This window comes from Peribacillus muralis (assembly GCF_001645685.2).
GTDB lineage: Bacteria > Bacillota > Bacilli > Bacillales > DSM-1321 > Peribacillus > Peribacillus muralis_A.
This window is the reverse complement of the sequence record NZ_CP017080.1, coordinates 3,538,964-3,553,185: the sequence shown is the minus strand read 5'-3', so window position 1 is coordinate 3,553,185 and position 14,222 is coordinate 3,538,964. Positions and strand designations below refer to the sequence as shown.

Here is a 14,222-nt window from a genome sequence, read left to right as displayed (position 1 = left end):
TTTCGCAACAAGCAGGCAAACGATTTTCCTAGGAACGAAGGAGTTGAGTGAGTTAGAACAATTAAAGGTAAGGGCACCCTGGAAAAGTACAAGGAAATTAAAGAATTGGATCCGAAGATCGTTTAGGGGGTGTAGCCTCATCTAAAGTTAAAAACATTCATAAGGGTTTTGGGTAAATTGATAACAAATTATCCTACGGCTTATTTGTCTATTTTGATAATATTATACATAAAATAAGGCGAAAGGTAGAGATATAAATGAATAAATTGTTTAGCATGATTATTTTCACCTATATAATCTCCGTATTGTTACTTAATTACATTTTCGACTTAAGTAACGTAGTGTTGACTTGGCTTTTCGCTCTATTTGTTCTTATTGTAGTAATATTCAAAGTATTTTTCAAAAGAAACAAAAGAGGAAATGCTTAGAAAAAATTTAAAGTGTTTGTATCGACGATTGTGTTAATAAGTGGACTTTTTTTGATTTATATTCAATTTAATTTCAGTGGACTTAACGGAAATACTCACTTTTACTTTTCCTAAACTTATCCGTCATCAAAAAAACGTCCTCCCGTTTCAAGAGAAGGTAAGTTCCACAGATCAGGAGCAAAAGAAAAAACCCGTGAAAACATTGAAATCAATGTTTCCACGGGTTTTAAAATGGCTGTTAACAAAGTATTAACGAGAGTAGAACTCAACGATAAGAGCTTCGTTAATTTCAGCAGGCAATTCAGAACGTTCTGGTAAACGAGTGAATGTACCTTCTAATTTCTCAGCATCGAAAGTAAGGAAATCAGGTACGAAGTTAGTTGCTTCAACTGATTCTTTGATGATTGAGAAGTTACGTGATTTTTCACGAACTGCGATTGTTTGTCCAAGGGACACTTTGTAAGAAGGGATGTCTACGCGACGTCCGTCTACAATGATGTGACCGTGGTTAACAAGTTGACGTGCTTGACGACGTGTACGAGCTAAACCAAGACGGTAAACTAGGTTGTCAAGACGTGATTCAAGAAGAACCATGAAGTTTTCACCATGAACACCTTTTAGTTTGCCAGCGCGGTCGAACATTGAACGGAATTGACGTTCAGTGATTCCGTACATGTGACGAAGTTTTTGTTTCTCTTGTAGTTGCATTCCGTATTCGGAAATTTTTCTACGTTGGTTAGGACCGTGTTGTCCTGGAGCGTAAGGGCGTTTTTCTAATTCTTTACCAGTACCTGTTAGGGAAATTCCTAAACGACGGGATAGTTTCCAGCTTGGGCCAGTATAACGAGCCATAGGATGACTCCTCCTTTAAATGTTTTTATTTTGGTAAAATAAAAACCGTGTGAATGGACGATCATGACCATTTTGTTTTCATGTACCTTCGCCCTAGCAGCAGAGAGTTACGAGATACACCTCTGTATGGAGGAACAAAATGAGAACATAAAAGCTGTCACATAGGCTGCAATATTTTACACAAGGAGTATTGTATAATATTCTGCTCAATGAGTCAAGGGTATCGCCGATTAATTAAAGAAACGGGGAGGTCATCCGAAGAAGATGGAAAGGCTTAAAATATTAAACACTATTATTAAGGGGGATTTGTCATTGTGGGCGTTATAATGAAATGATGAGTATAAAACATGAATTCATGGGTGATTTTCCCGTATCATGCGGAGCCCTTATTATATGTTATAAGTAACGTCCGCTTCCGGCTGCTTTGCATCAATTCACCTTTCGGATATGATGAAATCTCAGGTTCTCTGAAAAAAATAGGCTGTAATATAGGGATGATGAAGATGAAGAATAATACAGCTCAGCTGTTAAATCAATTAAGGCTGCTTTTCTTTCGACACATGGAAAATAGACAGGGGGAACTTCATTACGAAACATTTTTGGAGACCTTTTTATTGGATACAAAAGAATTGCTGGCGATGGAAGAGGTTACCTTCTATAAATTTGACGAGTGGAAACAGCAATTTTATAAAGAAGCTTCGACTGGAAGCATGTACGACTATATCATGGAGGCACCAATCCAGGAGTACATTGAAATGGTATGGAGAAATCAAGTTGGTGATAGGGAAGTAATGATCCGTATGCAGGCGGGAGTCCTCGATTTCCATGTCATGATTCCTCTTTGGGATAATGGAAAGGTGATTGGAGTGACGGCATTCAAAGAGCGGGAAGGCAGCGTTTTTTCCAGCCTGACGATGGAGGAAGGCTTCATTTTTTCTAACGAATTCACGACCATCTTGAAAACCGCCTTGTCCATTTCGAAAATATCGGACGATGAAAGGCGATATAAACAACTTTTCAAGGTCACGGAAAAGTTCCATTCTTCCATGAGCAGGGACGCTGTGTTGGAAGAAATCATCGCTACCTTACATACGGTGTATCCGAGCTTCGATTATTTCTTGTTGCTTTCGCATGATCATGACGGTCATGAAAACCTGCCGATTAAGGAACTTGAATATAATAGTGATAATGTGGCTGCTTTGCAGGCTTATGTATCTGGCAATATGGAGTTCGAAGATCAGCCATCTGAAAATCAATCCATTCTATATGCACCATTAAAAGGAAAACAGGGAGTCTATGGGGTGCTTCAGGTCATTGCTCCTGAAACACTCACTTTCCCAAAGCAGGAAATAAAGTTTATATCGTTGCTTGCGAATACCGCCGGAAGTGCCCTGGAGAATGCCCAGCTTTATCATCAATCGAAGCGGCTTGTCACGGATTTGCAGCTCATAAATGAGATATCCCACCATTTGAATTCCAACCTGCGCTTGGATGAGACGATGGAATATATGAAACGCCAGATCATCAAATCCTTTCATGCGGAACAAGTGGGCTTTATGATGCTGGACATGGATGAAGGGGGAGCTTTCCTGACAGGCAGCTCGGATTTTTTTGATTCAAAGGAGGCGGGTCTGTATGTCTCATTCCTGATTGATAGACTTGGGTGCGAAAAGGAATCACTTTTCATCGGCGATCTAAGGGTCCATTGTCCGGATGAAGAACTACGTTATCTTTCCCTGATGGCCGTACCGATGATAGAAGTCAATGAAGGCAAGGGCTTCGCCATCATTCTCCATACGGAGGCCTATTTCTTTTCATTTGATATGTTCAAACTGCTGCAATCTCTCATCCATCACTCCAGCATGGCGATGGCCAATTCGATGCTGCGGGAAGAGCTTGAAAAAATGGTGATAACCGATCATCTGACACAGCTCCATTCAAGAAGATTTCTCGATGAAAAAATGTCTGAATCGATGGAAGAGGATGAAGGGGGAACATTCATCATGATCGATATTGATAATTTCAAAAGTATAAATGATACATACGGTCATCAGGTTGGCGATGAAATCCTGATCCAGGTGGCGAACCTTCTCAAGCAGTACATTGGTGATCATGATATAGGCGCAAGATGGGGCGGGGAGGAGCTTGCCATATACTTGCCGAGTGCATCTTTGGAAGCAGGCATCCGAATTGCCGAACGGTTAAAGGATAAAGTGAGGGATATTTCCAATCCAGGTGTGACGATCTCGGTAGGGGTATCCCATTGGGGAAGAGGACGATCGGATAGTGTGAAGGAGATCGTCAAAAGGGCCGATGAGGCTTTATATAGCGCGAAGAATTCAGGCAAGGACCGGGTGCATGTGCATGGAGTCCTGCAATGAAAAAGGAGCAGCTTGTGTGAGCCGCTCCCTTTCATGTCATATATGGGTGGTAAGGATCTCTGCGAACTTCTCGAGTCCCTGCTGATCGATTTCGTCGAATCTGTCCGTGATCGGGCTGTCGATATCAAGAACACCAATCAACTGGCCTCCCTGCATGAGTGGGATGACAATTTCCGATCGTGATGCAGCATCACAGGCGATATGTCCAGGGAATTGATGAACATCCTCGATGCGCAAGGTTTTTCCAGTGGCCGCGGAAGTCCCGCAGACACCTCTGCCCATGGGGATGCGGACACAGGCCGGAAGCCCCTGGAATGGTCCCAATATCAATTGGTCTTCTTCGTATAAGTAGAAGCCGACCCAATTGATTTCATCAAGGAACTGATTCAGTAAAGCCGCTGCATTGCTTAAATTGGCTATCCGGTTCGTTTCACCTTCCAATAAGGCTGAAAGTTGTTTTTGGACCAGTTCATAGTTTTTTTCTTTTTTTCCTTGATACATTTCGACATTAAACAAAAGCGTTCACCTGTCTTCCTCATATTTTTACAGCACATTCAACTCATATTGCTTGATTGTTGGTAAATTGTCGAGAACTTACTAAAGGATTCAGCCTCATTCGTGCAGAAATAGTCCACAAGACTTGTCTCAAAGAAAGCGAGGGATTGCCTGAATGAATCGCCAGACGCCAACGAAACAAGCCATTGTCGAAGCTGCATTGCATTTATTTCATCTGAAAGGTTACCATGCGACTTCAATCCGGGATATTGCCAATAAAGCGAAAGTGAATGCTGCAAATATTGCCTACTATTTCAAAAATAAGCAGGGGCTGCTTGAATTCTGTTTCACTTCCTATTTAGAGGACTATATCCTGGTCCTTGAGACGAACATGACCCTTCTCGATCTTAAAGGACCGCAGCACTGCTTACTGAATCTAGTGAAGGGCATTCTCTCCTTCCAGAGGGAAAACTTCCTGGCTGCACGGTTCATATATGGGGAATCATCACTCGATTCCAATTTAAACCGGGAAATTCATTCGACTTATTTTACAAAGGAAAAGTCTTATTTTCAATATATTTTGGAACAAGGAATCAAGAACAGGAGCTTCCACTCGGTCTCGATCCCGATGTATTTGCTGCAGCTGAAGGGCCTGCTTACGGCTCCTGTCCTGCATACCCATTATGCGATGGATGTGCTTCATGTGTTTCCACAGGAAGCCTATTACACGAATATTTATGCGAATGAGGTCGGGCGTTTTCTGCAGGATACCCTTTTCATTGCAAAGGACTTCGAACCACAGTTAGTGGGGAGGGCCTGAAGTGGATATATTAGTCATCCATTGAACTCTGAAATGAGAGCTTGGTAGCCTTGTCCCAAATCTTTAGCCTGATGGGCATCGGAACCATAAACAAGCGGAATGCCGAGATCCATGGCACGTCTGGCAAACCGTTCTGGCGGATACGGCTGGCCGCAAAGCGGTTTTACAAGCCCGGCGCCATTATAATCCAGATGGTATTTTTCTTTCTTGATCATGTCCAGCACCCTGTAAACACGCTCGTCAAAATTCAGTGCAGGTGGATAGCGCCGCTGGAATTTATGGACCAGGGTGATATGTCCGATCCGCATAGGCTTATATGGGCCTAGATCAGCTTCAATCGATTTTTCTAATGTATCATAGTATTTGGCATATAGAGCTTCGACGGATCCTATTTTTTCAGCAATCTGACCGAACTCATCTGCACTGAAATCCATGCAGTGCCAATTATTTTGGATCTTGATGAAATGGACGGAAAGGATGCTATCGTCCAGGAACTCCCCGATTTCATCGAGCAATTCCTTCGTTGCTTTCTCATGGCCCTCTATAAAGTCAACTTCCAGCCCGGTTTTGATCAAGATTTTGTTCTTATAGCGTTCTTTCAATGCGCCGAGCTCCTTAAAGTATTCGGGGAGCAGGGCAGCGTCCATGCCACTGTCCTTTTCTGGTGTCGGGTCCTGGAACTCCCGAGGTAAGGGTGCGTGTTCCGTAAATGTGATTTCCTTTAATCCGAGCTCGATTCCCCGCGTGATATATTCATCGAAAGTATCCGAAGAGCCGTGAGGGCAAAACGGAGAATGCACGTGACTATCAGCTTTCATGGCCATTCCCTCCCAAAAAACAGGTATTTGTAGCAATTTTCTACAAAAAAATCATTTTTCTCATCAAAAATTATTGCTAACATGGTATCATAAAAGCATTAAATTTAACATTTTAAAAATTGATATATAATAGAGCAAGACTGTAAGGACTAGAACAGGGGGCCTGGCATGGAGTACATACTTGGGGTAATCGTATTAATTTTGGTTTTCATCATTTGGGGTTATTTTTTCAAAAAGAGATATTTTAAAGAAATCGATCGACTGGAGTCCTGGAAAATAAGCATCATGCACCGCCCCGTGCTGGAAGAGCTTTCTAAAGTCAAACAATTGAACATGACTGGTGAAACGGAGGAAATGTTCGAAAACTGGCGTATCGAATGGGACGCTATCATTACGGACCATATGCCGAAGGTCGAAGAGCTTTTATTCGATGCAGAGGAGTTTGTCGATAAATACCGGTTCCGCCGGTCGAAAGAGGTACAGCACAAAATTACCGTCATGCTGAATGAAATCGAGGAAATGATCAAAAAAATCTTATATGAATTGAATGAACTCGTAGGCAGTGAAGAGAAGAATCGCTTGGAAATCGAGGATATAAAAGAATCCTACCGCCAACTGAAGAAATCATTGCTTGCACATAGACACAATTATGGGAAAGCGGCGGATAAGCTGGAAAGCTCCCTTGATGATGTATTGCAGGTTCTGCAAAAGTATGAAGAAGAAACGGAAAACGGGAATTACTTGAATGCGAGGGAGCTTGTTCTATCCATAAAGGACAAGCTGGCGGTCCTGGCCGTCAAAATGGAGATGCTTCCAAAATTACTGGTTGACAGCCAATCCGAGCTGCATGCCCAAATCAATGAATTGAAGGATGGATACGAGGAGATGTCAGGACAGGGATACCTGTTGAGCCATATCCATTTTCAGCAGGAGATATCAAGGCTTGAGGAGGAACTGGAGCTTTATAAAACGCAATTGGAAAATGCCGAAACGGAAGTGGTCGAAAAAGGCATTAAAGATATGCATGAAAGCATCGATGTCCTATATGACCTGTTGGAGAAAGAGGTACTCTCCAAACAGTATATCTTGAAAAATGATGAAGTACTCAGGAAAACGATAAGTGACCTTGAATATGAGAGCGATAAGCTCAAAGTCGAAACGATACATGTGCAGCACACCTATCATCTGACGGAAAACGAGCTTGATGCACAACGGAAAATGGAAAAGCAGATTGCCCAAATTTCGAAACGCCATCAGTTGCTTGTCTTGAAGATGGAGGATAATGTGATGGCAAGCTCCTTGATCAGTGAAGAGATGCAGGGGCTTTCAGCACAGCTGCAAGAATTACAGGAAAATCAGAAAGACTTTACCGTTACATTACAGGCTTTGCGAAAAGATGAAATGGACGCGAGGGATTCATTGGCGGGATTGAAGCGGAAGATGGTCGATACGGGCCGTCTAATTTCCAAAAGCAATATTCCCGGGCTCCCTGAAGAGTACAAAACCGTGCTTCAGGAAGCCCAAGAGAGCATCGAGGACGTTCAAAATAAACTCGAAGAAAAGCCTCTTGATATGGCGGCTGTATACATCTTTTTAGAAAAAGCGGTCCAACAGGTGAATAAGGTTTACGAAAAGGCACATGAATTGATCGAGCATATGTATTTGGCCGAAAAGGTAATACAATTCGGAAACCGTTACCGCAGCAGTCATGATACGGTTGCGGACAGCCTTAGGGAAGCAGAGGCGAAATTCCGCAGCTATGAATATCAAGCTGCATTGGAAACGGCAGCCACGGCGATCGAAAAGGTCGACCCGGGCAGCTTACGGAAAATAGGGGCGAATATTGAAGAAGTCCTATCTTGAAACCCGCCATGGCGGGTTTTTTGATTTGGGACACGATTGGTGTGGCTAAGGCCGATTACCCACTTATTTGCGTGTTCTTTCAAGACACGACCATTGATTTACATTCTCTTTCAAATTCAATTATGTTAATATTAGTAGTTGCAACAGCAACAATCATTACGATTTGTAATAGAATGACCATCATAGATTCAATACATGGAAGGTGAACCCATGATTTATTTCGATAATAGTGCAACAACCAAGCCATATCCGGAAGTACTGGAATCTTTCCTAAAGGTATCATCTGATTATTTTGGCAATCCGTCCTCGCTTCATGGGCTGGGGGTTCAATCCGAAAAACTCCTTTCTGCAGCGCGAAAGCAGGTCGCTGATTTATTACAGGTAAACAGCTCGGAAATCTATTTCACTTCCGGCGGAACGGAAGGGAATAATCTTGCCATTAAAGGTGCCGCCCACTCTCGGATGAATCGTGGCAAACACATCATCACGACGGCAATCGAGCATCCGTCCGTCGAAGATGCATGCCAATCATTGATGCATGCGGGCTTCGAAATCAGCATTCTGCCAGTTAACGAATCGGGGCAGATTGAATTGTCGGATCTTAAGGATGCATTGAGGGAGGATACCGTATTGGTTTCCATCATGCATGTCAATAACGAGGTAGGCTCGGTCCAGCCGATTGCTGAAGTGGGAAAAGTGCTAAGTCAGTATCCGAACGTGCTCTTTCATGTCGATAATGTGCAGGGGGCAGGCAAGGTTCCTCTGTCATTACGGGAAGCTTATGTTGATATATGCACCTACTCCGGACACAAGATCCACGGCTTGAAGGGGACAGGCTTCCTATACGTTCGCGAAGGCGTTCGGATCGATCCGCTGTTCCACGGGGGCAACCAAGAAACGAAAATCAGGAGCGGTACGGAAAATGTCGCGGGAATCGTCGCCCTTTCCAAAGCTTTTCGTATTAGTATGAACAATCAATTGCTGTATCATGATAAGCTTGAGCAAATAAAAAAACACTTATATAAAGGGTTAATGGAAATGCAAGGGGTGCTGGTCAACAGCCCTGAGGAGGGTGCACCCCATATTTTGAATTTTTCCGTACCGCTGCTTAAATCGGAGGTATTGCTGCATGCACTCGAATCGGATGGAATCATCGTTTCGACGACCAGTGCCTGTTCTTCAAAAAAAAGGGCGGTAAGCAAAACGGTGGATGCGATGTTCCACGATCAAGCGCGTTCCGAAAGCGTCATCCGCATCAGCACCACCTATGGAAATGGGCTGGATGAAGCGAAGCAAGTTCTGGCAGCGATACAGAAAATTGTCGCTAATTTAGAAAAAATAATGAGGGTTGCGAAATGAAATTTGATCATATAATTATCCGCTATGGGGAAATCTCCACAAAAAAACGAAATCGTAAAGGCTTCGTAGACAAAATGAAGGCACATATCCGCTGGAGTTTAAAGGATATTGACGGTGTAGTGCTTACGGCAAACCGCGAGCGGATGTACGTTCTCCTGAACGGGGTCGACCATAAGCCTGTCATTGAACGGTTGAAAGGGATATTTGGGATTCAGTCTATTAGCCCAGCGATAAAGGTCGAGCGTGATCTGGAAGTGATGAAGACGGCAGCGCTTTACTACCTTAATCAAACTTCTGAAGAGGTAGGCACGTTCAAAATCACGACCAAGAGGGCGGATAAGGATTTTCCCTATAATACAGATGAGATTAACAGGGCACTTGGCGGACATTTGCTTCGCAATACAGAAGATGTAACAGTGGATGTCAAGAACCCTGATTTGAATCTGCTAGTGGAAGTGAGACGTGAGGCTGTATACATGACGGGTGAAATCATCCAGGGTGCAGGAGGGCTTCCATTCGGATCAAGCGGAAAGGCGATGCTGATGCTTTCAGGCGGCATTGATAGCCCAGTCGCTGGATTCCTCTCGATGAAACGCGGTTTGGATGTCGAGGCGATCCATTTTTACAGTCCTCCTTTCACAAGTGAGCGGTCAAGGCAAAAGGTCATTGATCTGGCCGGAAAGCTTGCTGAAATAAATGGAAGCATGAAAGTGCATATCGTGCCATTCACGGAAATTCAGCTATTGATCCAAAAACAGATTCCGGAAAACTACTCAATGACCACGACTCGCCGCTTGATGATGCGCGTCGCCGATAAAATCCGTGAAAAAGAGGAATCGATGGCAATCATCACCGGCGAAAGCCTTGGACAGGTGGCAAGTCAGACTATGAGCAGCATGTTTGCCATCAATGAGGTGACGAATACTCCGATTTTGCGTCCGCTAATCACGATGGATAAAACCGAGATCATCAAAATTGCCAGGGAGCTTGATACGTTTGAAATATCCAATCTCCCGTATGAAGACTGCTGTACAGTGTTTACTCCGGCAAGTCCAAAAACGAAGCCAAAACGTGAAAAAGTCAATTACTATGAGAGCTTCGTCGACTTCGACTCCTTGATTGAAAAAGCGGTGACCGAAACCGAAATCCTGACCATCAAACCGGGCCAGACATTCGATAAGGAAGAAGCCATGGAAGACTTATTTTAATATCCTGTAATTACCAATAAAAATGTGCGAATGAAGCCATGTGTTTTAACACACTCTATAATCACAAGGAGGTGAAAAACACATGGCAAACAACAACAGCTCAAACGAATTATTGGTACCTGGAGTGGAACAAGCTCTAGAACAAATGAAATATGAAATCGCTTCTGAATTCGGCGTACAACTTGGTGCAGATACAACTGCTCGCGCTAACGGTTCAGTTGGTGGAGAAATCACAAAACGCCTTGTTCAAATGGCTGAACAACAATTAGGCGGAGGGTACAAAAGATAATTTCATAAATATGGCTACAGAGAGCGGGTTCTGAACCCGCTCTCTTCTGTTTGTCTCCAATTCATGAACGGCCGGAAAAAGTGGGTAGCAGGTCGAATTATTGGAGAGAACGGCCGGAAATATGAGCGTCGACTTGGTACAGTGCATGGTTTTTTCCTATTATGAAATCTACTGCATCGTTTATAAATTAAAAGCTTCAATTTTTCTTTAATATAAAGAGAGTGGGTGTTTTAACCGGCTCTCTTTATTTATTTATAAAAATAAATGGATATGCAGGAGCAGTATCTTATATAATGAGTAGGTACTAAGAGTTCATAATTGGAGGGGAAGAAAATGAAACGTGAAGATTTATTAGCTCCGGAACAGTACAACTTAGTGAGTGAAATGGAAGTTTTTGCGAATAATCCAGAACAAGTTGCTGTTCTTTGGGAGAACGAAGCCGGAGAGAAGAAACAACTTACATATGAAAAATTACTTAAAAGTGCCAATAAAATCGGAAATGCCTTCAAGAAAGAAGGGTTGGGGAAAGGCGATACGGTCCTGATCATCATTCCTCGCTTGGTAGAGGCGTATCAGGTTTATTTAGCCGCATTAAAAATAGGCATGATCGTCATTCCTTGCTCCGAAATGCTCCGCGCAAAGGATCTGGAGTATCGTATCGACCATGGTGATGTCAAAGGGATAATCAGCTTTCATGAATATACTCCTGAACTGGACGAGGTCAAAGGGGCGGCTGGCCTCCTGAAATTCTCAATCGGAAAGCCGGTGAAGCATTGGCTTGATTTGAATGAGCTTGCCGACGCAGAGTCGGATCAGCTGGCAATGGTCACCACGAGGAGTGAGGATATGGCCTTCCTATCTTACACTTCCGGAACGACAGGACATCCTAAAGGAGTCGTCCATACTCACGGCTGGGCTTATGCCCATCTGAAAACGTCAGCTGCAAACTGGCTTGGCATCAGTGAGGGGGATGTGGTTTGGGCAACGGCCGGTCCAGGGTGGCAAAAATGGATCTGGAGTCCTTTCCTGGCTGTTCTCGGCACGGGAGCGACAGGTCTGGCCTATCATGGGAAATTTGAGGCGAAAAAATACCTTCAGCTGCTTCAGGATTACAAAGTGAATGCATTATGCTGTACACCAACCGAGTACCGGCTGCTGGCCAAGGTTGATAATCTTGATGACTATGATCTTTCACACCTTCATAGTGCCGTATCGGCTGGTGAGCCCCTCAATCAAAAAGTATTCGAGGTGTTCAAAAACCACTTCCAGATTGAAGTCCGCGACGGATATGGACAAACCGAAAATACGCTGCTGGTGGGTGTAACAAAAGGGATGGATATTAAACTGGGCTCCATGGGCAAACCGACTCCAGGAAACCATGTGGAAATCATCGATGATTCTGGCAGCCCCTGTGCTCCCGGTGTAGTAGGGGATATTGCCGTGCATGTCGATACACCGGCACTCTTTAAAGAATATTTCAAGGATCCCGAGCGTACCTCGAAGCAATTCCGCGGTGATTATTATATTACCGGCGATCAAGCGAAAAAGGATGAAGAAGGGTATTTTTGGTTTGAAGGACGTGCCGATGATATCATCATCAGCTCCGGATATACCATTGGGCCATTTGAAGTGGAGGATGCACTCGTCAAGCATCCATATGTAAAAGAGTGTGCCGTAATAGCCAGTCCTGATGAAATAAGGGGTAATGTGGTCAAGGCGTATGTCGTCTTGATGGATGATATCGATCCGCTTAGTGAGGGCTTGATCAAAACACTGCAAGTGCACGTAAAAGAATCGACGGCCCCTTATAAATATCCAAGGAAAATCGAGTTTCTTGATGAACTTCCTAAAACGACCTCCGGTAAAATCAAACGGATCGATTTACGGAAAAGGGAAGAAGGAATCCTGAATAACTGATCGTCATCAATGGTCAGCCATCCGGCTGGCTTTTTTTCAATGGACTGGGGGGCGGCATGGAAGCTTACCTCTGGGAATCTGTGGAATGAGATGGTACACTTACTGCATATCAGTAAGAAACCTTTAATAAGGAGTGTAAAGCCGGTATGGGAACATTATGGTTCAATGGGTCCATCTATACAATGATTAAAGAAGGAGATCGGGTGGAGGCCCTTTTCAGCGAAAATGGGGTAATTGCCGACACAGGCAACTCCATCTATTTAAGACAAAAGTATGCCGGTAATATTTCCAGGGAAATCGACTTAAAAGGACAAACGATGCTTCCGGGATTGGTCGACAGCCACCTTCATTTGGTCGGGCATGGCGAGCGTCTGCTTCGTCTGGACCTTTCTTTGATGAAAGGCAGGGAAGCCATACTGAATGTCCTGAAGGCAAAGTGTGCCGTGACGCCCCCAGGAAAGTGGATTGTTGCTGAAGGCTGGAATGAAAATGAATGGTCGGTCCCTGAATTGATTTTACGGGATGAGCTTGATGCGATATCGACGGAGCATCCTATCGTATTGAAAAGAATTTGCCGTCATGCCTTGGTGGTGAATTCCGGTGCCCTCCTGGCGGCGGATATCAAGGAGGAGGCAGAAGAACCGGCAGGCGGTGTGATATGCCGCTATCCTGATGGACGGTTAAATGGTTTGTTTAAGGAAAGCCAAGCACAGAACATGATTTTAGACAGCCTTCCAGGCATTGATCAGGACTATATCGAAGCCGCGCTTTCGGAAGCGATTGCAGATGCCCATAAGCTGGGGCTGACGGGCGGCCATACGGAGGACCTCCATTATTACAATGGCTTCGAGCCGACTTACGAGGCGTTTAAATCGGTCATCGAGGATAAGGGAATGGCCTTTCGGGCCAATCTTCTCGTACATCATGAAGCCCTTGAAGATATGCGGGCAGCGGGGGGCCGTTATCAAGAGGGAACACGATATATCAAGTTCGACAGCATGAAATTATTCACCGATGGCTCGTTGGGCGGCCATACAGCCTTGCTGAGCGAGCCATATGCAGATCAAAGCGGAACGAATGGTGTGGCCATATTCACGGAAGCAGAGCTTCATCAATGGGTGCAAAAAGCAAGGCAGGCAGGGATGCCGATTGCTGCCCATGCCATTGGCGATCTCGCTTTTGAATATGTTTTGGATGCCATCGAAGCCTTCCCTCCGAAACTCGGGCTTCGTGACCGGCTCATTCATGCGCAGATTGTCCGCCCGGAGCTGTTGGAGAGGGCAGCGGTACTGCCGGTGATCTTTGATATCCAGCCTGGCTTCGTACCGTCCGATTTTCCATGGGTGGAAGAAAAGGTTCCAGCAAAGCTATTGGCATCCTCCTACGCGTGGAAAACTTATTTACGAATGGGAATCATTTGTGCGGGCGGTTCCGATGCACCGATCGAGCCATTAAATCCACTGTTGGGCATCCATGCGGCTGTCACGAGAGCGAAAATCGACAGTGATGAAGCTGGTTATGGTTTGGCTGAAAGGCTCACCGTCTATGAGGCATTTTCTCTTTATACGAAAGGGAGTGCCGCGGCAATAGGGCAGGAAAAGCGGCGCGGTATGATCAGTAAAGGATATGATGCCGACTTTACCGTATTCGATCAGGATGTCTTCACAGGAAAGCCGGAAGCTCTTCCGGGAGCCGAGGCAGTCATGACGGTCATTGATGACAGGATCATGTTTGATAAAAATAACAGTTGCAAAAGAAGCAATCCGAATGCAAAATAGTTAGATGGTTTTAA

Annotated in this window: 11 protein-coding genes; 8 read left to right on the top strand and 3 right to left on the bottom strand. The window is 44.4% G+C overall.

Going from position 1 to position 14,222, the window contains the following annotated elements:
* Positions 1-677: 677 nt before the first annotated feature.
* Positions 678-1,280 (bottom strand): 30S ribosomal protein S4, encoded by a 603-nt coding sequence (gene rpsD / locus ABE28_RS17265; protein ID WP_057911405.1) that lies wholly within the window; start codon positions 1,278-1,280, stop codon positions 678-680.
* A 503-nt stretch (positions 1,281-1,783) separates the two neighbouring features.
* On the opposite strand from rpsD, the gene ABE28_RS17260 reads away from it, so the two are divergent.
* On the top strand, positions 1,784-3,661 hold the full coding sequence (locus tag ABE28_RS17260) for a sensor domain-containing diguanylate cyclase (protein WP_064466149.1): 1,878 nt from the start codon (positions 1,784-1,786) through the stop codon (positions 3,659-3,661).
* Between the two features lie 36 nt (positions 3,662-3,697).
* On the opposite strand, the gene ABE28_RS17255 is transcribed toward ABE28_RS17260, so the two are convergent.
* The gene (locus ABE28_RS17255; protein ID WP_064466026.1) at positions 3,698-4,177 is read right to left on the bottom strand and encodes a GAF domain-containing protein; all 480 of its coding nucleotides are present in this window, start codon (positions 4,175-4,177) and stop codon (positions 3,698-3,700) included.
* A 154-nt stretch (positions 4,178-4,331) separates the two neighbouring features.
* On the opposite strand from ABE28_RS17255, the gene refZ reads away from it, so the two are divergent.
* Positions 4,332-4,976, top strand: coding sequence for a forespore capture DNA-binding protein RefZ (gene refZ, locus ABE28_RS17250; RefSeq protein ID WP_064466025.1), 645 nt, complete (start codon positions 4,332-4,334; stop codon positions 4,974-4,976).
* A gap of 14 nt (positions 4,977-4,990) precedes the next feature.
* On the opposite strand, the gene hisJ is transcribed toward refZ, so the two are convergent.
* Positions 4,991-5,794 carry a histidinol-phosphatase HisJ gene (gene hisJ, locus ABE28_RS17245; protein ID WP_064466024.1) on the bottom strand — a complete coding sequence of 268 codons (804 nt, stop codon included), beginning with the start codon at positions 5,792-5,794 and terminating at the stop codon, positions 4,991-4,993.
* Between the two features lie 168 nt (positions 5,795-5,962).
* Between hisJ and ezrA the strand changes: the two genes are divergently transcribed.
* From ezrA to ABE28_RS17210, 6 genes are all read left to right on the top strand, one after another.
* Positions 5,963-7,657 (top strand): septation ring formation regulator EzrA, encoded by a 1,695-nt coding sequence (gene ezrA / locus ABE28_RS17240; protein WP_064466023.1) that lies wholly within the window; start codon positions 5,963-5,965, stop codon positions 7,655-7,657.
* Positions 7,658-7,867: 210 nt separating this feature from the next.
* Positions 7,868-9,016 carry a cysteine desulfurase family protein gene (locus ABE28_RS17230; protein ID WP_064466021.1) on the top strand — a complete coding sequence of 383 codons (1,149 nt, stop codon included), beginning with the start codon at positions 7,868-7,870 and terminating at the stop codon, positions 9,014-9,016.
* The gene (gene thiI / locus ABE28_RS17225; protein WP_064466020.1) at positions 9,013-10,224 is read left to right on the top strand and encodes a tRNA uracil 4-sulfurtransferase ThiI; all 1,212 of its coding nucleotides are present in this window, start codon (positions 9,013-9,015) and stop codon (positions 10,222-10,224) included. Before ABE28_RS17230 ends, thiI begins: the two co-directional genes overlap by 4 nt.
* A gap of 82 nt (positions 10,225-10,306) precedes the next feature.
* The gene (locus ABE28_RS17220) at positions 10,307-10,513 is read left to right on the top strand and encodes an alpha/beta-type small acid-soluble spore protein (RefSeq protein WP_057911412.1); all 207 of its coding nucleotides are present in this window, start codon (positions 10,307-10,309) and stop codon (positions 10,511-10,513) included.
* Between the two features lie 333 nt (positions 10,514-10,846).
* Complete coding sequence (gene mbcS, locus ABE28_RS17215) at positions 10,847-12,430, top strand: acyl-CoA synthetase MbcS (RefSeq protein WP_064466019.1); 1,584 nt, start codon at positions 10,847-10,849, stop codon at positions 12,428-12,430.
* 146 nt (positions 12,431-12,576) lie between these two features.
* The gene (locus tag ABE28_RS17210) at positions 12,577-14,208 is read left to right on the top strand and encodes an amidohydrolase (protein WP_064466018.1); all 1,632 of its coding nucleotides are present in this window, start codon (positions 12,577-12,579) and stop codon (positions 14,206-14,208) included.
* Positions 14,209-14,222 lie beyond the last annotated feature (14 nt).

Excerpts from the sequence above, each read along its gene's own strand:
- rpsD (WP_057911405.1), bottom strand. The coding sequence starts at position 1,280 with ATGGCTCGTTATACTGGCCCAAGCTGGAAACTATCCCGTCGTTTAGGA.
- ABE28_RS17260 (WP_064466149.1), top strand. The coding sequence starts at position 1,784 with ATGAAGAATAATACAGCTCAGCTGTTAAATCAATTAAGGCTGCTTTTC.
- refZ (WP_064466025.1), top strand. The coding sequence starts at position 4,332 with ATGAATCGCCAGACGCCAACGAAACAAGCCATTGTCGAAGCTGCATTG.
- hisJ (WP_064466024.1), bottom strand. The coding sequence starts at position 5,794 with ATGAAAGCTGATAGTCACGTGCATTCTCCGTTTTGCCCTCACGGCTCT.
- ezrA (WP_064466023.1), top strand. The coding sequence starts at position 5,963 with ATGGAGTACATACTTGGGGTAATCGTATTAATTTTGGTTTTCATCATT.
- ABE28_RS17230 (WP_064466021.1), top strand. The coding sequence starts at position 7,868 with ATGATTTATTTCGATAATAGTGCAACAACCAAGCCATATCCGGAAGTA.
- thiI (WP_064466020.1), top strand. The coding sequence starts at position 9,013 with ATGAAATTTGATCATATAATTATCCGCTATGGGGAAATCTCCACAAAA.
- ABE28_RS17220 (WP_057911412.1), top strand. The coding sequence starts at position 10,307 with ATGGCAAACAACAACAGCTCAAACGAATTATTGGTACCTGGAGTGGAA.
- mbcS (WP_064466019.1), top strand. The coding sequence starts at position 10,847 with ATGAAACGTGAAGATTTATTAGCTCCGGAACAGTACAACTTAGTGAGT.
- ABE28_RS17210 (WP_064466018.1), top strand. The coding sequence starts at position 12,577 with ATGGGAACATTATGGTTCAATGGGTCCATCTATACAATGATTAAAGAA.